A 20,845-nucleotide genomic window follows, 5' to 3' on the forward strand; every position below is an offset into this window, starting at 1 on the left:
TCCGTTTCGGCGGGCCGATTTCGCTCTTTATTTATTTTGAATCATCTGTCGTCTCTTCATCATCACCGATTCGGTTTCCTTTGCTAAAGTTGAATAGCAATGAAATCCGGAAAGTATCGGCTAGAGGATTTCCTTGTTTAATAGGAATCAGGTATGAGAAATCGACGCCAAACCGCTGTTGCAAACGCAAGCCAATGCCAGTTGTGAAGTATTTGCGCCCCCCTTTCTCGGCTGACTCATTGAAGTAACCAACACGGGCGGCAAACTGATCGTTATACCAATATTCAACACCCGTTGAGATGGTGACCTCTTTCAACTCTTCACTAAAGCCCCCCGGTGCGTCAGCAAAAGAACCGAATACCGCACCAAAATAGTTTTTACCCGCATTCAGGTTTACGCCATTAACGTAGTTCGGCGTTGGTACCATCAGCTTATTGAAGTCAAGCACAAAATTGAATTTATTGTACTGATCGGCATAAAGCGTCAGAGCGGTTCCTAAACGAAGATTGGTTGGAATATATGAATTTTGAGTGCCACCGTAGTTGATTTGACCACCAAGATTGGAAATCATACCCCCGAAGGCCCACCCAATACCCTGGCCTGTAGAACGGTCTCGCGATTCATTCTGGTAGAAGGCGCTAATATCAGCTGCGGCAGTTGCCCCCGGTTTTAACCCCGGCGTACTGCTGCCAGCCGCCAGATTGGAATTAAGGTACTTAATGTCAACCGCCATCGAAAAGTTTTGCGAAAGCCGTTGCGCAAATGAAGCGGTTAAAGCGTATTCCCGAGAATTAAATGTACCAGCCGCCACACCGGTTGCTGTCGTAAAATCGACCGTTCCCAGGTCGAAATACATCAATGAGCCTGATATGACTGAGTTTTTACCAACTTTCCCATAGCCGCTCAGGTACGTATAATACATGTCGCCAATCAGGTTGCGAAGCCAGGGCGTATAGGAAACTGACGCGCCAGACGACTGTTTGGCAAAGACTAGTTTTGAGGGATTCCAGTAAACCGCGTTTGCATCGGCATCGCCAAGGGCTACGCCAGCCTCCCCAAGCGCACCAGAGCGTGCATCGGGAGTGAAGTTAAGAAACGGGACCGCTGAGGTCGGAATATTTAATTGGCCGCTAAGTGTGGGGACGACTGGAACGGTGGTTTGAGCAAAAATGACGAACGGGGAAAAACTACAAACGCCAAGGAGAATACGAGCAAAGTTTCGCTTCATACAAAGAATGTTAGTCAACGACAGTAACTGGTGAGATGTATTTTATAAGCAGTTCTGTGCGGTCAAAATTACAATGAAACGTTGGATAAGAAAAAGAGAGACGCTATATCTCAGTAAATCATTTTGTTAATACCAATCGTCCCGTGCTAATGGCTAGTGTTCCATCCGTTGCCGATCGGATTTCAAGCCGAACGATATACAACCCATTTGGAACCGATTGACCGGTATCGGTAAGGCCATTCCAATGGCCAACGTCCAACGTAGCATCGCAGGCAGTACACTGGCCCCTTTGCTGATTTAGCAACCGACTATTAAGGTCATAGACACCCAATGTCCAATCGAGAGGCTCGCCTGAGCGGTTGAGTTCAGCCGTTACTACCGCCTGGGTAATTACCGGATTGGGACTCACCCGCAGTACTCTCAATGCTAATCCTGGCCGTTCAGAAACTACTATGGTCAACGCACCCTCTGTGGAATTATTGTTGATATCCCAAGCTTTGGCTCGAATCGTGTAAGTTCCCGGTGCTACGTCGCGGAAATTATATTGAACCACACCCTCTCGTCCATCCACACCAGTGGCAACATAGTAGTCATTTACGATAACTTTCGCCTGATCACCAAATTGGGCTGTCAATTCATGGCCTAATCCCGACTGAGCGATGTTAATGCCCCGATTATCACTCAGATTTATCTGTAAGGTAACGTCTGGCCCAGTTATGTGTATGGTTTCTCCCTCTTTCACACCGCCAACAACCGAGAGCGCCATCACAGGCGATTGTGTATCAATACTATCGGCTAAAATACTTCCTCCTATTCGTAAACTATCGTTGCTGCCCAATGCTGTCAGTAAACTATCCTGTTGGACAGCATAAAGATACAATTTACCAAGCCCAACTGTATAGTCAATGTCTTTCGGCATGGTAAACCGTACGCTGAAGTGTCCTTGACGGACTGGCACCTGGCCCGAAAAAATAGGATTACTAAACTCCTGATACGTCATTTTGGGTGTATCAGCCTTCGTACCAAGCGTTGTATGCGTTACAGTCTTATCGTATAAAGTGAGCCGAAGTGTTCCCGTAAAGTTTGTTAACCGTTGACCTTGTTGCCGGATTTCGCCCGCAAGTTCAACCGTTTGTAAGGCTCGTAACGTATCAATTCGATTGACAGCTATATTTTTTCCGTTCACCTGAGTAAGCGTTGCCTGCGCTTGTGGATAAGCCAAACGCAGGGAAGGATCACCCAATAGCGCAAAGTTCCGATTGGGAGGCCCCGATAAGCTTTTATTTTTCGTCAGCCGCATTACGTCACCTAAACGGGGCATCTGGCCATTGACGGGCGCAAAGACAGCGCTGTAAAAGGCTTCGTTGAGCAACAGATTGGTATTGGAATACACGGGGCGGGTGGTTGTCAGTAACGCAACTGCCCCACCTGTCCGGCTTAATAAGGTCAGTTCGGCACCCGAATTAGCCGTTGGGTCATCATACCGCCCAAACTGGCAGGTAGCCGTTACGAACAGGGGTAATCGTCGATTTTTCCAGGAAAGGATGTCCTGAAGAGTCACAACCTGCTCCTCGGCCAAGGTGAGTTCACCACCATGCCCATTGTAGTTTATAATTAGTCGTCCATCCGAAAAAGCCTGATTAATTAACTGATTAACCATAGGGACTTTCTGGCCATTATTGGTATTTTCCGTTGGATAGTTGTCCAGAAACACACGCTCCGGTCGGTAAGCAGACGCTATCTTTTCGATACGTTGGGCCAGTTGATCCGTGTCCTGCTGATGCGTATTGTAATCACCATCATCCGCAACGAGCATAACCTTAGTTTGCCAGTCGCCAGTCAATGTCTGGTCAGAGCTATACTGGATAAGTTTATCAACGACGGTCTGCGCTTCGTCTGGCGATTTGACCGGCAATCGTCCTATGCCGATATCCATAGGAACATCACCATACGCGCTCCTTCCAAGCTCCGGCCATTCACCTTCGTTGGTATCCATGAAGCCAAAATAATCGTCGGACGAGTAACTCAATACAGGGTGCAGCGACTCGCGACTTTCATAGACGGGCACCATATTGGCCAGTTGAGCAGGACTGATAAAACCAGAAATATTACGGTAGTCGTAGGTGGCATCACCAAAAAGCAGGAGATAGCGCAGTTTAGTCGGTTGCTTCAGGTAAAAATACCGAGCCATATCCCGAATGGCGGTAGGGTCAGCTTGTCCCGAGCCAAATTCATTATATACTTGTTGCGTCGTAACGACCAGTACCGATAGCTGATCATGGTCACGGCGATACGTAGCAAGCCGTTCCGCCTGATTTCGCCAGGCAGCAGGTGTTACAATCAACAGATCTGGCACGTCCTGACTGTGCAAATCCTGATTAGCAACTGGCACTATCGACACGGGCGATTCGTACTGGCCCTCCGTAAATAAGAAATAATCACCTGCTTGAGTAGCAGCCCAGCCTGCTTCCTGCGTAGCCGAAAGCGTATATCCCTGAATGCTGGGCACAAGCGGATTGGTCACGTTCCAGATGCGTAAACTAGTGGCCGCCTGCCGAACAGCGTATTGTCCAGCCACCAATTGATGCACCCAGGTCGGTTTATCATATTGCCGAAGTTCACGTCGTACCTGGAAAGTCAAAAAATTTAGGTAACCCTGTGCAGCGTATAGCCCATTTTTCTGATAGGTAACAGCAAGCCGGATTTGACTATCCGTTGTGGTAAGGTTAGCTGTAAACGTATCAGTCCGCGCTATACCCTGATAATCATACTCGCCAGGCTTTCCACCCGTAATAGTTGGCATAGCCATTGTCCCTACTAACCGGCCATTAAGCTGAAGCTTAAACTGAGTGGGAATAGTGGACCCGGCAACTACGGAAGCGATTATCCGGGCGGGTACAGTAGCCATGACGCCCGGTACGTCGAAGGGAATCACGTTGGTTGTATCATTGGTCAGGTATTCGCCTAACCATTCCCGGCCTGAATATACCGTCGGTATTTTTACTAAATCCTGCTCATGAACCTGGTAGTCATCGAACGTAGTAATGGCTGGTGTAGCCAGGAAGGGGCCTGCCGGACGATCAGCCATGCGAAGCCCTGACGACGTACCTATTGATAAAAAATAAAAAGTCGTGTCGGCGTAGGGATTCGTCTGGTGGCTGAAACGCCGGGCTGTTGAATCATACCGAATAATGTGCGGACTTTGTCCAAAAAACAGAATCGCATCCCCGGCATCAAATCGGCCGTCGGCTTCACCCACCACCTGAATCGCATTTTCGGTCAGGTCAGCCAATCTAGGCGTAGCATTGGGCTGGGGCAGGGCGGCTCCTCCGTTACCATACAGCCGAAACCGTCGTGGATCGGCGGTGGCAAAAGCGGGGTTGACCCGTGCCAATTGTGCTGGAGTAAGCCGATAAACACCAGATGCCGTAACGCCGATTTTCACCCAGTCTCCTGTTCGTAAAACCGACTGCGCCGTTGATGGAAAAATGATGAATGATAAATGATGAATGATAAGTAAGTAGAACAGCCTATACCTCCTTACTCTCCTCTTATTCACTCGTGGATCATTTCTTGTTCTGCATGTATCATTCATCATTTATTGTTGTTGACACTAAGGCATGAGCCAGAATTGCGTACGATTTCCCCGACGATAGTTCTTTACAAACGACGCGAGTACGGCGTAACGTACCTCGTTTATAGGTCTTTTTTGCCAATTGAAAAACCTCTCCCTCAGGCACATCACGTAGCAATACCTGATTTTCATCTACGGATGCTATCGGACTTATATCCAGTCGCCGTAGAGCCAGCATTAATGCAGGACTTGCAGAGGTTGTAGCAGCCGGTTTCGCCAAGTAGTGTCGGAGAGGGTGTAAAACAGTCATTGGAAAAACGGCTTCGTTCAGAAGAGGCTGCATGAGTCTCTGAAAAGCCGTTTGCCATTCCCTTCCATGTGGTAACGGTCTACGTAAACGAACGCCACGCAGGGTTATTTGCTGCTGTGTTCTATACTGACGATTAACAGCAGCATGAGCCACTTCGTGGACATACGTAATCAGGAATGCGTAAGGGTTCAAATTCGCATTAACGGTGATTTGTGTCTGATTATGAGGCAACACCCGAAAATCGCCTAAGCGCGTTCGGCGTGGTTTAGCCACTAGAAATTTGAATTGATAGTGTTGCCAGAGCTGTTGGCAATAGGCCACTGAAGCGGGTGGGCAGTATGTTGTAAAAACGTTGGTCAAAGTCGAAACAAAAAAGAGCCTTATACAAGATAAGACTCTTTTGGACTATTTGAAATAAGCGACACTTACTTTTTCACGCTATCAGGAATCATTGTCGTATCAGATTCAGTCACTACAGTAGTCGACGAATCGGTGGCAATAACGGCGGTGTCTGTTGTAATTACGGCGGTTGAATCGGTAGTAGATTCTTCCGTTTTAGGTTTGCTTTGGCAAGCAGCAAATGTTAGCATGCTGCCAACGAACAGTACAGTGAATATTTTTTTCATTACCCTTAGTAGTGATATTTTAGGTTTCAAGGGCAAATATACTTTTTTTTCAATTAATACAATCTATTACCCCATCTATGAGTCCCGCAGATTGATTGCTATAAAAAAAATCCTATTCGAAATTGAACAAAGGAAAGATTGTATCTATCTATTAAAGCTGTTCTTCTTCCTGTTTAGATGAACGCGAGCGAATTTTATCGTAAAAGCCCGTACTACGGAAAGTCAATAATTTATGGCCAAAATAATTGGCCAGGAAGCTAAAGCCCATACCAACCACATGGGAACCCGTTTCCCGATAGATTTTACCGAGTGTAGGGAATAGAGGAGTGGCAATCCACTCTAGTGTAAATTGAGCTACATACACCTGTACGACCAAGGCAACTAAAGATATGCCAAGAAATTTGATCGCTTCACGTCCTGTATTACCCGTTTTACCAGCCGCAAAAGCATATTTCTTAGTTGGCAGGAAGGTCAATACGGTTGCGGTCAGGTAGCCACACAGCACACTCGTATCAAAATCAAAGAATTCCCGATAGAAGATTCGACTAATAAAATTAATAGACGCTCCCAGCAAGGCCGTTAGAAAGAACGAGAAAAAGTCCTTAAAGTCTCTTTGTTTAGGCTGTTCGATACTGCTCACGTTCACTTTTTTACCGGATAAGAAGCGCTAAGTTTATTTATTAATTGGTTATTTAAGATCTCAAAAGTACAACTTAGGACTCAAAGGTGTATGTCACTATAGATGATAACTTAGGGTACGGTATGAACATAAGTGACTTACTTATCAGAAAAGACCCTGTAATAACCCAGGAGCGATACCTAATCCCAACGTTAGAATAGTCGCTATCAGTAATATATATTGATAAAAAGGAGCTACCCGAATTGGCTCTGTGGCGCCATTCCGGAAATACATAGCAATAATAACCCGGAAGTAATAATAAATCCCAACAGCCGACATAAGTACTGCCACAACTAATAACCAGATTTGGCCTCGCTCAACCGCGGTTGAAAACATGTAAAATTTACCCCAGAAACCGGCCGTTAGCGGGATACCAGCTAACGATAGCATTGACACTGTCATGGCAAAACCTAACATTGGATTCTGCCGGGCCAGCCCATTGAATGAGTCGAAGCTTTCGGCCGATGTACTTTCTCTGGATAACGTCTGCGAGCTACGTTGCTGAGCCACTAACAGGAGCACTCCAAAAGCCGAGATTGTAGCTACGGAATAGGCTAACGAATAGAAGACAATAGCCTGTTTGGTTTGTGCCCCGAGTGCGGCCAAACCGATTAGCAGGTAGCCCGCATGCGAAATGCTGGAATAAGCCATCATCCGCTTGAAGCTGTTCTGGTAAGCGGCAGTAATGTTACCGATCACAAGTGTGATGGCTGTAATAATGGCAAGAATTGTCCACCAGAACGAATAAACCCCATCGAATGACACATACAGCAATCGGAATAGAGCAGCAAAACCAGCGGTTTTGACCACTGTGGACATAAATGCTGTAAAAACCGTTGGGGCGCCGTCGTAAACATCAGGTGTCCAGAAATGGAAGGGAGCTGCTGATACTTTAAAGAGCAGGCCAATTAACAGCATCAAAAAACCGACATAGAGCAATAAAGAAAGACCTGCCTGCGGATTAGCGGCATAGGCTCCGATGCCAGCGACTGTAAACGAGCCGGTTGCACCATAGAGCAAAGCCATGCCAAACAGCATAATACCCGTGGTAAAAGCACCCATCAGGAAGTACTTCAGTGCGGCTTCGTTCGAACGCAGATTGCGCTTGTCGCTACCCGTCAATACATACATGGCTACCGATAGAATTTCAACCCCAACGAACAGCATGATCAGATTCTCAAAGGTGATCATCATTACGGCACCTACGAGCGAGAACAATATAAGAGCGTAGTATTCAGCCGGTTGGGCTTCCTCACTCTCCATGAAACTTCCTGATAGGGCAACCACCAGAAACGCTGAACCCAATACAATGGCCGTAAATACCATTGATAGGTTGTCAGTCCGCATCATATCGTTAAAGTACAGATAATTCTTATTCCAGTCGAGGAAGTTAATCGCCAGCGTTACGAGCAAAAAAAACAACGTAGCTGGTAACAGCACTGCCCTCGATTTCATGAAGCCAAGAAACAATAACCCAATACCAAAAACCGATAATAGAATGATGGGAAGCATATTTTTTTAATTCAATGTTTGACGTTTCAAGCTCAAGCGACATTGAGCTTTACTTCATGGACACCGCTGTGGTACCAATATATTTCATCAGATTGGCGACGGCAGGTTCGGTTACTTTTAAAAACGTATGTGGGTAAATTCCAATCCAGAACACCATAACAACAAGTGGAATAAATACCCAGCTTTCAGAAGTAGTCAGATCAGCAAAGGATTGCGTACGCGATGAGGTAGGGCCAAACATGCTTTTCTGAAACATCCGAAGCATATAAACCGCGCCGAAAATAATAGTGAACCCCGCAGCTAATCCCAGGTAATGATTGTAGGTGAAGACGCCATGTAGCAGCAGAAACTCACCAATGAAGCCATTTGTGAGCGGCAAGGCCACGCTCCCCAACAGCATAATCAGAAAGTAGACTGTCAATTTGGGAGTTGACTGCGTGATACCACCAAGCTGATCAAGCTGGCGGGTGTTTGTGCGGGAAAAGATTACGTCGGCCACAAAAAACAGGCCCACTACGTTGATTCCGTGTGCCAGCATCTGCACCAAGGCGCCCTGCATCCCGGTTTCGGTTTGCGAGAATACACCGGCCGCCATGAGTCCTACGTGCGAAAACGATGAGTACGCGATCAACCGTTTCATATCGCGCTGGCGAATGGCGATAATAGCCCCATAGATAATACCAATGACTGCCAGAACGACGGCCGTTTTTCCCCAGGTCTCAACACCCAATGGCACAATTGGCAAAATAAATCGAATCAGTCCATAGACCCCCATTTTAAGCATAATCCCGGCCAGTAGCATGGTAGCGGGCGTTGGCGATTCAACATACGTATCGGGTTGCCAGGTATGAAACGGGAAAACGGGCATTTTAATGGCAAAGGCAATAAAGAAGGCCCAGAATACCCAGTTCTGCGCACCGGGAGTAAGTTTCAGTTTATACAAATCAACAATGGCGGCTGAATGAGCTGATACGTTAGTAGCGGGTGTCTGGTAGTATAAATAGACCAAAGCCAGTAACATGAACAGACTCCCAAAAATCGTATAAACGAAGAATTTAAACGTAACAGGAATACGATTCTCACCACCCCACATGGCAGCCAGAAAATAAATCGGAATCAGCGCGGCCTCAAAGAAGAAGTAGAATAAAAATGCATCGCGAGCGGTAAAAACACCCATCAGTGCCGCCTGCATGTACAGCATTAGCGCGTAGAACGTAGCCGGTTGCTTGTACGACCGATTAAAGGTTGATAGTACAATGAACGGAACGAGTAGGCCCGTCAACAAGACCAGCAGCACACTAATGCCGTCGATACCAGCACTAAATCGGATCCCTAGCGAGCCAATCCAGGCATAGTCGAAGCCAAACTGGGAGCTTGTATCGGGGCGAAACCGGAAGAATGCATAGCCAGCAAAAATCAGTTCAACCAACGCGGCCACCAAAGCCATCTGTTTTATTCGTTCTCCCCGAAACAGTAGAATCAGGGTAGCCGCTACGACAGGGAAAAGAATCAGGAATAGTGTAAGCATGTACTGATTAATAATTTATGACCGAAATGCCGGCCTAAAGACAAGTTACCGCGTTGTATATACCTTATAACCGGATGAAAAAGCGTAAGGCAAAAATGACGACAATGCTGACCACCATTGCCAGGACATAAAAGCCGATAGACCCACTTTGTAGTAGCCGCAACTGTGCCGAACTTTTCTGTACAAGCCAGGCAACCCCGTTTACGACGCCGTCAATCAGACCTTCACCGAAACTGTACAGCGCATCACCCATGCTACGAATTGGTCGGATAATGATTGCTTCGTACAGTTCGTCTACGTAGTACTTGTTGTAAATGACCTGCTCTGGCAACGACCGTTCGTCTGTTTCGGGAGCCGGAACGGCTTGGCGGCTGATGTACATAACGTATGCTACGATGAGTGCCAGCAAAGCAACACCCGCCGAAACGGCCATTAGTATATATTCTGTGCTGTGCTCAATGGTCGATTCAGCAAACGCTTCGGGATTGACTTGCCGCGATCCTTCGAACAAAGGAGCCATAAATTGGCCAAGCCAGCCATCACCTGGCAGATTAAGCGCCCCGCCAACAGCCGACAGAATGGCCAGAATAATCAGCGGAATTGTCATCGAACCAGGGGACTCGTGGAGATGATGCTTCTGCTCGTCTGTTCCCCGGAATTCACCGAAGAAGGTCAGGAATAACAGGCGGAACATGTAAAAAGAAGTCAGGCCGGAACCCAGAACACCCAATGCCCACAGCAATTTGTTGTGCTCGAAAACGTGCGCCAGAATTTCATCCTTCGAGAAGAATCCGGCAAAGGGTGGTAAACCCGAAATAGCAATTGTTCCAATCAGGAACGTAACGAACGTAATGGGTAGCGCTTTCCGCAGGCCACCCATTTTACGAATATCCTGCTCGTCGGACATGGCGTGGATAACGCTACCCGCACCCAGGAATAACAGGGCTTTGAAGAACGCGTGGGTAATAACATGGAACATGCCCGCGGTGTAAGCCGTTGCGCTCAGCCCCAGAAACATATAGCCCAACTGCGAGACCGTCGAGTAAGCCAGCACTTTCTTGATGTCGTTTTGCAGCAGACCAATGGAAGCCGCCAGCAACGCCGTTGCGATAGCAATTCCTCCAACAATTTCGAGCGTGAGCGGAGACAAAGTATACAATACATTCGAGCGAACGACCATGTAGATACCAGCCGTTACCATCGTAGCTGCGTGAATCAGCGCCGACACAGGCGTGGGACCAGCCATCGCGTCAGGAAGCCAGGTATATAATGGAATCTGCGCTGATTTCCCCATCGCTCCAACGAACAATAGAAGCGTAATCGCCAGCACCGTTTTATCGCCAATTTCCAGACTTGTCGCCTGCTTGAAAATATCCAGATATTCAACCGTACCGAACGTATTGATCAGCATGAATATACCCAGCAGAAAACCCAGGTCACCAATGCGGTTCATGACGAAGGCTTTACGGGCCGCATTGTTGTAGCTAATATTCTTGTTCCAGAAGCCAATGAGCAGGTAGGAGCATAGACCAACACCTTCCCAACCAATGAACATGATGACGTAGTTTGACCCCATCACCAGCAAGAGCATGAAAAATATGAAGAGGTTCAGAAAGGACATGAACTTGCCGAAACCTTCATCGTGACTCATATAGCCGATGCTATAGAGATGAATCAGCGAGCCAACACCCGTTACGACCAGCAACATTAACAACGATAACTGGTCGATCTGGAAGGAGAAATTGATATGCAGATCACCCACACTAATCCAGTCGAAAAGCGTCGCTACGATGGGTTGCGCTTGCTCAGTACTGACAAAAGATCTGAACAGAATTATTGATAGCAGAAACGAAGCCAATACAGCCGCCGTCGCGATAGTTCCGGCCAGACCCTTGGGTACCCGGCGAAAGCCAAGGCCGTTAATAAGAAAGCCAATCAGCGGAAAGAGTGGAATTAACGCACAGAGTAATTCTATTTTCATAAAAATAGGTATTAGTCGTAAGTCGTAAGAAAACCCTGCGTTAGTCACTTACGACTTACGACTTACAGACTTACGACTAATTTTTACCATTTCAATTTGTTAAGTAAGCCCACGTCAATGGAGCGGGTATTCCGGTAAATCATGACAATAATAGCCAAGCCAACTGATACTTCAGCGGCAGCAACGGCCATGATAAAAAAGACGAACACCTGGCCGGCTGAGTCGGAACGATAGGATGAGAAGGCGATCAACAATAAATTGACAGCGTTCAGCATCAGCTCAATGGACATGAATATGATAATGGCGTTACGTCGGGTTAGTACACCAATAATGCCAATAACAAACAGTGCGGTGCTGAGAATCAGATAATACGTAAGCGGTATTTGTTGAATGACTTCCGGAATGAGGACGTCCTGCGTGGGTTGCATGGCTTGCCGGTTAATAGAAAGTGTCGCAAAGGTAAAGATTATTCGCTATTGGAGGAAAGGTGTTTTCCGACTCCCCTGCTGATCGACGAAATATCAGGCGATCTAAATCTGTTTTTAATGTTAAATTATACGTACTGAACAAAAATGTACCAAAACGCCGGTTGTCCACTGGCTGATACGATAAGTTGATTATCGCTTTGTAGTAGTCAGCCCATTGCTGAACATACGCAGTCGAATTTCGGTTAGTCGACGTTTGGTATCAAGCGGAAATTCCCCTTTTAGTATCCAATCGTAAAACGAAGGTTCTTTTTTTAATACATCCAGTACCGGTGAGCCTTTATGTTTTCCAAAGTTAAAGACCTCTTCACCTTTGTCGTTGATAATCATTCGGCCGGCAAGGTCAACATTTTTGTTGGCGGTCAGGCTGTGTAGCATGTCGATATCATTATCGAAAACAACTTCCTGACCACTATCGGCTTTGGCAACCATACCCATATAACGCTGTACCTGAGCATCAAGCACTTCGAGGGTAGCAATGGTATCGGCTTCGGCACCGTGTGCGCCAATCAATTCTTTGTTGCAGTAAAAGCGGTAAGCGGCCGACAGATTTCGGGGTTCCATCAGGTGAAAAATTCGTTGCGCATCTACCAGTCGCCGATTTTTCATGTCAAAGTCCACGTTAGCCCGCAAAAACTCTTCGACCAGCAGCGGTACGTCGAAACGGTTGCAATTGAAACCCGCCAGATCGCAGCCATCGAGAAACTGCGACAATGTCCGGGCGACCGATTTGAAGGGAGGGGCATCTTTCACGTCATCGTCATAGATGCCATGAATCATGCTCGACTCCAGCGGAATCGGCATGCCGGGATGAACACGCTGTGTTTTGCTAACGACCTCCCCGCCGGGCAACGCTTTAATGATACATATATCAATAATGCGGTCTTTGGCGATATTTATTCCCGTCGTTTCGAGGTCGAAAAAAGCGAGCGGTTTCTTGAGTATAAGTTGATGCGTCATAACCAAACCAGGATTTCGCACGGTTTGGCTGCAAATGTAAACACGTTTCGCCGGAATCAGGCTTTTTTCAGTACCTCTACCCACTTTACCCCCTGCCGGACAGCGTCGGGAAGTGGCATACGGTCTGCCTGCATCAGTTCCCTAATGGCAATTATATCCTGATCGCGTTTAAGTCCGGCTGCCGCTCTTATCTGCCCATTCTGAATATAAAGTGCGAGAAAGGCATCATCTTTTTCGGGATCACCGTCATAGATAATATCGTCAATCTGTGTGGCGTGACCAACATAATTGATACGCTTGCCCTGCTGATTGGTCCAGAAAAAAGGCGCCATTTCATATAGTTCCTCCTTCCCCGCCATGTTTGAACCCGCTACGTGGCCCTGTTGACCTGCCACTTTCCAGTGTTCGATACGTTGCGATCCGTCAGCTACAGGGTAATGCGCAATATCTCCAGCTGCGTACAAATCATTGAAAATCTGCAAATGTGCATCTGTTTTAACGCCACCATCTTTTTCGAACGTAACGTCTTTCAAAAAGTCAGTACGTGGCTTAACGCCTAACCCCAGTAAGACAAAATCGGCGGAGAGCCGTTCACCATTGTCGAGTATGACGGCATTAACCGCCCCATTACCCTCCAGATGATCAACTTTACGGCCTAAGTGAAACCGGATGCCTTCCTTTTCATGCCAGCCCTGCACAACCCGACCAATTTTTTCACCCAGCATTTTCTCAAAAGGCGTATTTTCCAAACCCACTACGTCTACGTCGCTACCGAGCTTCTGTAAACTCATCGCCCCTTCCAGGCCTATAAACGAACTGCCGATAATCACCACACGCTTGCCCTGTTGCCCCAAGTCGCGCAACGTCTGGCTATCGTGCAGACTGCGAAGTACATACACGCCTTTGAGGCCAGTTTCCAACCCGGGCAGCGAATTCGGTTTTCCTCCCGAACAGACAAGCGCCTTATCATACGTGAGCGTTTCACCGGAATCCAACTCAATCCGTTTTGTCGTCGGATCAAGCGACGTTACATGCTGATTTGTGCGGATTTCGATACCATAATCCTGATAAAATTCTTCCGTACGTAGTGGCATCCATTCATCAGGCGCTTTACCCTGAAGATAGTCTTTCGAACAGTTTGGCCGGTCGTAAGGGCCTTCCTGGCTTTCGGTAAGCATCACTATTTTGCCCGTAAAACCACCTTCACGCATTCCCTCAGCCGCAAAAGCCCCAGCTCCTCCACCGCCTACAATAACATACGTTTCCGGATTGGCTTCATCGAGTGCGACCATTGGATTCTCCAGGCTTTCTTTGTCCGTCGTCAGGCGTACAAACACCTGATCCCCTTCGATGCGCACCTCATGCGTAGGTAATCCATTGAGCGCCGGCGCTTCCAGCCGATGCCCGTCCCGAATATCGAAACAGGCATTGTGCCAGGGGCAAACGAGCCGATGGCCATTGAGCAAGCCTTTGGCCAAAGGGCCCTGATAATGAGAGCATTTGGGATAAAGTGCATAGTATTGGCCGTCGGCACGGGCCAGTAATACATCCGTATCGCCCACGCGAACTTCTTTCAATTCACCATCAACAAGATCATTAACATGGCAAACAGCGGCTTCAGTGTAGTCAGCTAACATGATGGATTGCAGTTTTTTGTTATAAACTATGAAGTCCATTAGATTGATTTATAACAAAGTCATACTAACCCACAGGCAGACGTAACGAGAAAGGCTTTTTTATCTTTCTTACAATTAATTTACTGTTTATAAGGGGGACAAGCATTACTTTTGTCATCCCTAAATCAGCAATCACAGAACATCCTACTGTTTGCAACCTTTCGTTATATCAAATAGTAACGCGCTTTTTAATTTTCCGTCTATAGCTTAATACGCTTTATCTAATTTTCATCCCTATAGTTTTCCCTGAATGAATACCAATGTTTTAGCTGTCTGTTGCCTGTTGTCGGCAACAGCTTTTGCACAGAATATACGTGGTCGTGTTACCGACGAATCAACTAAAAGTCCATTACCGGGCGCAACCATTGTCGTTGTTGGCCAGCAACTTGGCACAACGACGAATGGTGAAGGTGATTTTTCACTGAAGCTAGCACCGGGACCGTATACGTTACGTATCAGTTCAATAGGTTTCGAGCCTCTCGACCAGGCAGTTACCGTTGAAGCTTCTGGAACAACGAACGTAAATCTGGCTCTCAAGCCCACGCAGACCAGCCTTAGTGAAGTAATGGTAGTAGGTTCGCGCAACTTGAACCGCTCCGTCACCGATTCGCCCGCGCCCATTGATATCATTGATGTACGGCAGGTAACCTCAAAAACGGGCCAGTTGGACGTAAACCAGTTGCTACAATTTGTGGCCCCATCCTTCAACTCCAACCGGCAAACCGGCTCCGATGGTGCCGACCACGTAGACCCGGCTTCCCTGCGCGGGCTTGGCCCCGACCAAACGCTGGTATTAATCAATGGCAAACGCCAGCACCAGTCGTCGTTGGTTACGTTGTTTGGCACACGCGGCCGAGGCAACACGGGAACTGACCTGAACACGATTCCAGCGGCAGCGATCGAACGTATCGAAATTCTGCGCGATGGCGCTGCGGCTCAGTATGGTTCCGATGCCATTGCCGGAGTTATTAATATTGTTCTAAAAACGAGTACAAATCAACTGACGGCCAATGTCAACTACGGGGCTTATCAGGCCAAATACCGTTTCGATAATCAGAAATTTGATGGCGGCAATCTCAATGTGAATGCCAACTACGGCTGGCGCATTGGCAAAACCGGCTTTCTCAACGTAACAGGCGATTATAACCAGCGCGATCATACAAACCGCGCCAACACGCCCGGTATCGACTCAACGCTTCAACGGCGTCAGTACGGTGATTCGAAAATTACGAACTCATCGCTCTATGCCAACGCCCAAATTCCGCTCACGACCAATACACACATTTATGCCTTCGGAGGCATCAACGCACGCAAAGGCGATGCCTATGCCTGGACGCGTGCCGCCGACAGCGACCGGAATATTCCCTCTATTTATCCTGATGGGTTCGATCCAATCATTACCAGCAAGATCCTTGATGGCACCTTCGCGGCTGGGGTACGTACTAATTTCCGTGGCTGGAACGTAGACTTTGGTAATATTTTCGGGTCGAATCGTTTCGATTATGGCGTTAAGAATACGCTCAATGCATCAATGGGTCCCGCTTCACCCCGTGAGTTCAAGGCAGGTGGTTTTCAGTTACAACAGAACGTAACGGGTTTGCACTTCACTCGCTTTTACAAGAATACGCTGCAAGGGCTGAACATCGCTTTCGGGTCAGAATTCCGGTATGAGGACTACAAAATTTTTGCGGGTGAAGAAGCGTCGTATAAAGCATACGACATTACAAAAGCCGCTGGTTCACAAGGATTTCCTGGTTTTCAACCAAGTAACGAACTGAATAAAAGTCGGACCAATCTTGGCATTTATGTCGACGGCGAAGTCGATATCACGAAAGCCTTTATGATTGGCGCGGCTGCACGCTACGAAAACTACAGCGATTTCGGTAGTACGTTGAATGGAAAATTATCGAGTCGCTTTACAGTCAGTCCCGCGTTTATGCTACGTGGTACATTGAGCACAGGCTTCCGGGCTCCGTCGCTGGCGCAGACCTATTTCAACTCAACTATTACCAACTTCGTCGGCGGTCAGGCGGTACAGGTGCAGATCGCGCAGAGCGGCAGTGCCATTACGCAGGCGTTGGGCGTTCCGCCCCTTAAGCAGGAAACCTCGCTTAATGCCAGTTTGGGCTTCACGAGTCAGTTAGGGAGTGGTTTTTCATTAACAGTCGATGCGTATTACGTTCGCATTAAGGATCGGATTGTCTTGACAGGGCAGTTCAGTGATAATTTACCGGCTATTTCTGACGCCTTGCAGGCATTGAATGTGAGCCGGGTACAATTTTTCACAAACGCTATTTCAACCCGGACACGCGGTATCGACATCGTTTTAGCACACCATACGCAGCTAGGCAATGGCCGTTTAAATACATCGCTGGGCATAAATTTCAATTCGTTAGATACAATCAGCGTCAACACGAATGCTAAATTGAAGCCTTATAAAGACCTTTACTTCGATCTGCGCGAGTACTACTTCGTGAAAGCGTCGGCTCCGCCATCCAAGATGAACCTAACGATTGACTACAGCATCAACAAATGGGCTTTCCTGCTACGTTTCGTGCGTTTTGGCGAAGTGAAACTGGCAAACTGGAGCTACGAGCCGAATAACCTTGACATATACAAACCTAAAGTCACTACTGATTTATCGATCTCGTATCGCTTTACGCCACAGGTCGGTTTGTCGATTGGTGGGTCGAACATTTTGAACGTATATCCCGATATGCACCGCGCCGACCTCACTGAGTCGGGTGGTGCCTGGGACCCCGTTCAAATGGGTATCAACGGTGCGTATTGGTTCGGCAAACTGAACTTCCGGTTTTAGACTAAGACGTGAAAGATTGTCAGGCTAGACAATCAAAAATGCCCATTCGTTATGTCGACAGTTGACATAGTGAATGGGCATTTGTGTTGCTCTGTGAACAACACCGGGTTGAAACCCGGCGTACTACAAAAAGAAAAAGCCGACGCAATTATCGCATCGGCTCAAAATCATATAAATCAATCAAATTCTGCCGGGCTGCCAGCGCAGTCCTACTTCGACGTCGCCATCACCATTTTAATATTCAGCTTGGCGCCGGTTTGTAATACATCTACTAAGTCCTGAACGGTTAGGGTTTTGTCGAAACGCACCACAACTGTGGGTTCAGCAATGCCCGCCATCATCGTTTTAAGCTCGGTCTCCAGATTCGCAGGATCAACCGGCTTCTTATCGATAAAATATTGTTTGTTCTCGTCTACCGACAGCGTCACCTGCTTTTTGCTCAACTGCTGCGTCGACGCGGCTTTGGGAAGCATCAGTTTAATGACGTTCGGGTTAGCCACTGTCGAAATGATCAGGAAGAACAACAGCAAAAAAAACATGATGTCGTTCAGCGAGGACGTCGCGACTTCGGCAGCAAACTTAGTTTTTCGTCTGAGTTTCATAAATAGTAGTCGTTAGTGATTAGTCGCTAGTCTTATACTACTGACTAACGACTTCAACTGATGACTTTTTTTACCGCATCCGGGCCGGTTCGGCGGTGGGTTTCTGAAGGACTTCGATAAACTCGAACGCATTCATTTCAAGCGTCAGCGTAAAGCGCTCGATCATCATGTTCAGCAGGTGATAGCCTGTGTAGGCAATAACCCCCACAATCAGACCAGCTCCCGACGTAATCATTTTCTCGTATAGACCACCGGCAATAATCCCGACGCTGATGTTGTCTGAAAGAGAAATGTCGTAGAAAATACGGATAATCCCAGAAATAGTCCCGATGAAACCCATCATGGGAGCGATACCGGCAATAATGCCCAGATAGCCCATATTACGTTCCAGACGAGACAGTTCAATCTGGCCAACCGTTTCGACCGTGCCTTCAATTTCCCGAATGGGCGATCCAATCCGGCCAATGGCTTTCTCGAACACCCGACCCATGGCAGTACGTTGGTTTTTAGCAAATGACTCTGCCGATTTAATATTCCCCTGCGCCACCAGATCACGAATGTTGTCAATGAAATTGGCATCCGATTTAGTTTGGGAACGGATCACAAAAAACCGCTCAAAAATCAGGTAGAGGGCAGAGAAAAACAGGAATGCGATGGGAATCATGACCCAACCGCCTTTGGCTACCAAATCAAACAATTGCAGACTTTGGGGTTGAGCAGCTGCCGTGGCTGATAATGATGCGGCCGCGGTGTCGACGGCCGGAACCTGAAGCAATAGCATACGAACGAGTCGGGTAAATAGATGAGTTTGAGACCAGTGGTCGTTATGAAAACAAACGAGTTGGTTTCGTCGGATATTGTTGTCAAAGATAAGGAAGCATCTTGAAATCGACAGATAAAATTAGCCAATGCCCGCGAACGGCCTACATGTGATACCGTTGAATGTATTCCCTCGGCGGCATGCCGGTAATCTCTTTAAACTGACGGTTGAAATTCGATAGGTTAGTATAACCGCAATTGAAGGCAATTTGGCTAATGGTTTGCTTCGATTCGCGCAGGTGCCGACAGGCATGTTCGATCCGTACTTCGTTGAGCAGGTGCGAAAATGTTTTCCGGGTGTGTTGCCGAAAAAAACGACAGAAAGCCCCCGGCGTTAAATTCGCTACGTTCGCAACATCATCCAGCGAGATGGGCGCTGCATAGTGCTGAAAAATAAACGAAAACACCTGTTCCAGCCGCCGGTGATCGTCGAAACGACGAGGCTGCTCGTAGGCCGTTACGGAAAGCACCTCGCGATCTGGGCTGGTAGTCAGCTTGTCCAGAATACTCAACAGACTTAAAAACTGCTCGAACGGGCGCAGGCTAGGCAATACTTCCAGTTGAGTTGCCAGGGGATTGCCCTCCCGACACCGGAGCCGGACCCCATGCCGGGCCTCCTGCAAGAGCTGGTTTAAATGCCGCGTTTCGGGTAGGTCCAGCACATTCGTCTCCACCTGTTCTGGACGGAACAGCACAGAAACCGACGTTGAGCGTCGGGTTGAATCGGGTTGAAAATAATCAGGATCGCTCCGCAGTACATGCGGCAGATTAGCTCCTAATACTAAAATATCATACCGGCTAAAGCGATCAATCCGGTCACCCGCAATCAGCGTTCCCTCCCCTTCCAGAATCAGCGTCAGCTGAATTTCGGGGTGGAAGTGCAACTGGCCATAGAAATGTGGCAAGTCGTCCTGTTCCACCCGAAATGATCGGTCATCAACCGTAGGGACTTTGAACAATAAAGGCTTCATTGGTATGGATTTGACGCTATTTATCCATTAATATTCTCAATATAGTGAAAATAGTATCATAACCGACGAATTGCAAGCTATGTCTTTTTGCACAGAATACTGAACTTTGACTAACAAATGTCAAACCAGCTACTACGTATGAACGTCTCTGTACAGTGGGAAGGTGTTTACCCCGCGCTCCTGACTCCGTTTACGGCCGATGACCAACTGGATCTGCCACTTTTTGAAAAAAATCTGCACGCTCAACTTGAGGCCGGTGTCCACGGATTTATTATTGGCGGCTCGTTGGGCGAAGCCAGCACGCTGTCAAATGAGGAAAAAATTGATCTGCTCAAATCGGGTTTGGCCGTTTGCGACGGGAGCGTACCAGTGCTGATAAACATTGCCGAACAGGCAACCAAACAGGCGATTGCCCGCGCGCACGAAGCGGAAAGCAAAGGGGCTGACGGGTTGATGTTGCTGCCGCCCATGCGCTACCCCGCTGATGCCCGAGAAACCGTTACGTTCTTCAAGGCAGTGGCCCAGGAAACGTCGCTGCCGATCATGATTTACAACAACCCGTACGACTACAAAATCATGACGACCGTAGCCATGTTTGAGGAGTTGGCCGAGTTACCCAATATCCAAGCCGTTAAAGAGTCAACCCGCGATCTGACCAACATTACCCGGATGCGTAACGCCTTTGGTGACCGGTTCAAGCTAATGGGTGGTGTCGATACGTTGGCGCTGGAAGCGCTGTTGCTGGGTTGCTATGGCTGGGTAGGTGGTCTTGTCGATGCATTTCCCGCAGAAACTGTTGCCATTTATGAACTGGCGAAAGCAGGCCAAGTGGCCGAAGCGCTGGAAATCTACCGCTGGTTCATGCCATTACTCGAACTGGACATTCATCCGAAACTGGTGCAATACATCAAACTGGCAGCTACTGCAACGGGTCTCGGTTCAGAATACGTTCGGGCCCCTCGCCTACCGCTCATTGGTGCCGAACGGGAGCAGGTTTTGACCGTTATCGAAACGGCACTGGCAAAGCGGCCGACTAACGTAACACGGGTAGAAAGCCGAACTTTTTAAACCCTACT

At 47.8% G+C, this 20,845-nt stretch carries 16 protein-coding genes; 2 read left to right on the forward strand and 14 right to left on the reverse strand.

Going from position 1 to position 20,845, the window contains the following annotated elements; genetic code table 11:
- Positions 1-31 precede the first annotated feature (31 nt).
- The 11 genes from porV to ACYVEA_RS23945 form a co-directional block, all read right to left on the reverse strand.
- Entirely contained in the window at positions 32-1,228 is a 1,197-nt protein-coding gene (gene porV, locus ACYVEA_RS23895) for a type IX secretion system outer membrane channel protein PorV (RefSeq protein WP_461115947.1), read from the reverse strand.
- Positions 1,229-1,346: 118 nt separating this feature from the next.
- A complete protein-coding gene (gene porU / locus ACYVEA_RS23900) occupies positions 1,347-4,826 on the reverse strand; it encodes a type IX secretion system sortase PorU (RefSeq protein WP_461115948.1) in 3,480 nt (1,159 codons plus the stop codon).
- Positions 4,816-5,385: a sprT domain-containing protein gene (locus ACYVEA_RS23905; protein ID WP_461115949.1), complete on the reverse strand. Its 570-nt coding sequence runs from the start codon at positions 5,383-5,385 to the stop codon at positions 4,816-4,818. The genes porU and ACYVEA_RS23905 overlap by 11 nt, the downstream gene beginning before the upstream one ends.
- A 152-nt stretch (positions 5,386-5,537) precedes the next feature.
- Entirely contained in the window at positions 5,538-5,738 is a 201-nt protein-coding gene (locus ACYVEA_RS23910; protein WP_461115950.1) for a hypothetical protein, read from the reverse strand.
- A 151-nt stretch (positions 5,739-5,889) separates the two neighbouring features.
- Positions 5,890-6,384, reverse strand: a complete 495-nt coding sequence (locus ACYVEA_RS23915) for a GtrA family protein (protein WP_093826016.1) — start codon at positions 6,382-6,384, stop codon at positions 5,890-5,892.
- Between the two features lie 138 nt (positions 6,385-6,522).
- Positions 6,523-7,929 (reverse strand): NADH-quinone oxidoreductase subunit N, encoded by a 1,407-nt coding sequence (locus ACYVEA_RS23920; RefSeq protein WP_461115951.1) that lies wholly within the window; start codon positions 7,927-7,929, stop codon positions 6,523-6,525.
- A 49-nt stretch (positions 7,930-7,978) separates the two neighbouring features.
- The gene (locus tag ACYVEA_RS23925; RefSeq protein WP_461115952.1) at positions 7,979-9,457 is read right to left on the reverse strand and encodes a complex I subunit 4 family protein; all 1,479 of its coding nucleotides are present in this window, start codon (positions 9,455-9,457) and stop codon (positions 7,979-7,981) included.
- A gap of 64 nt (positions 9,458-9,521) precedes the next feature.
- Positions 9,522-11,438 (reverse strand): NADH-quinone oxidoreductase subunit L, encoded by a 1,917-nt coding sequence (nuoL, locus tag ACYVEA_RS23930; protein WP_461115953.1) that lies wholly within the window; start codon positions 11,436-11,438, stop codon positions 9,522-9,524.
- A gap of 83 nt (positions 11,439-11,521) precedes the next feature.
- Positions 11,522-11,866, reverse strand: coding sequence for an NADH-quinone oxidoreductase subunit NuoK (gene nuoK / locus ACYVEA_RS23935; RefSeq protein WP_020597411.1), 345 nt, complete (start codon positions 11,864-11,866; stop codon positions 11,522-11,524).
- A 189-nt stretch (positions 11,867-12,055) separates the two neighbouring features.
- Positions 12,056-12,883 carry an exonuclease domain-containing protein gene (locus tag ACYVEA_RS23940; protein ID WP_461115954.1) on the reverse strand — a complete coding sequence of 276 codons (828 nt, stop codon included), beginning with the start codon at positions 12,881-12,883 and terminating at the stop codon, positions 12,056-12,058.
- 56 nt (positions 12,884-12,939) lie between these two features.
- Positions 12,940-14,520 (reverse strand): FAD-dependent oxidoreductase, encoded by a 1,581-nt coding sequence (locus ACYVEA_RS23945; protein ID WP_461115955.1) that lies wholly within the window; start codon positions 14,518-14,520, stop codon positions 12,940-12,942.
- Between the two features lie 289 nt (positions 14,521-14,809).
- On the opposite strand from ACYVEA_RS23945, the gene ACYVEA_RS23950 reads away from it, so the two are divergent.
- Positions 14,810-17,377, forward strand: coding sequence for a TonB-dependent receptor (locus ACYVEA_RS23950; protein WP_461115956.1), 2,568 nt, complete (start codon positions 14,810-14,812; stop codon positions 17,375-17,377).
- Positions 17,378-17,586: 209 nt separating this feature from the next.
- Here ACYVEA_RS23950 and ACYVEA_RS23955 read toward each other — a convergent pair whose 3' ends face one another.
- The 3 genes from ACYVEA_RS23955 to ACYVEA_RS23965 all read right to left on the reverse strand — a co-directional run bounded on the left by ACYVEA_RS23955 (position 17,587) and on the right by ACYVEA_RS23965 (position 19,769).
- Positions 17,587-17,979, reverse strand: coding sequence for an ExbD/TolR family protein (locus ACYVEA_RS23955; protein WP_093826004.1), 393 nt, complete (start codon positions 17,977-17,979; stop codon positions 17,587-17,589).
- A gap of 70 nt (positions 17,980-18,049) precedes the next feature.
- Positions 18,050-18,760, reverse strand: a complete 711-nt coding sequence (locus tag ACYVEA_RS23960; protein WP_093826002.1) for a MotA/TolQ/ExbB proton channel family protein — start codon at positions 18,758-18,760, stop codon at positions 18,050-18,052.
- A 142-nt stretch (positions 18,761-18,902) separates the two neighbouring features.
- Positions 18,903-19,769: a helix-turn-helix domain-containing protein gene (locus ACYVEA_RS23965; RefSeq protein ID WP_461115957.1), complete on the reverse strand. Its 867-nt coding sequence runs from the start codon at positions 19,767-19,769 to the stop codon at positions 18,903-18,905.
- Positions 19,770-19,907: 138 nt separating this feature from the next.
- On the opposite strand from ACYVEA_RS23965, the gene ACYVEA_RS23970 reads away from it, so the two are divergent.
- Positions 19,908-20,837 carry a dihydrodipicolinate synthase family protein gene (locus ACYVEA_RS23970; protein ID WP_461115958.1) on the forward strand — a complete coding sequence of 310 codons (930 nt, stop codon included), beginning with the start codon at positions 19,908-19,910 and terminating at the stop codon, positions 20,835-20,837.
- Positions 20,838-20,845: the final 8 nt, after the last annotated feature.

It is taken from the genome of Spirosoma jeollabukense (assembly GCF_054777855.1).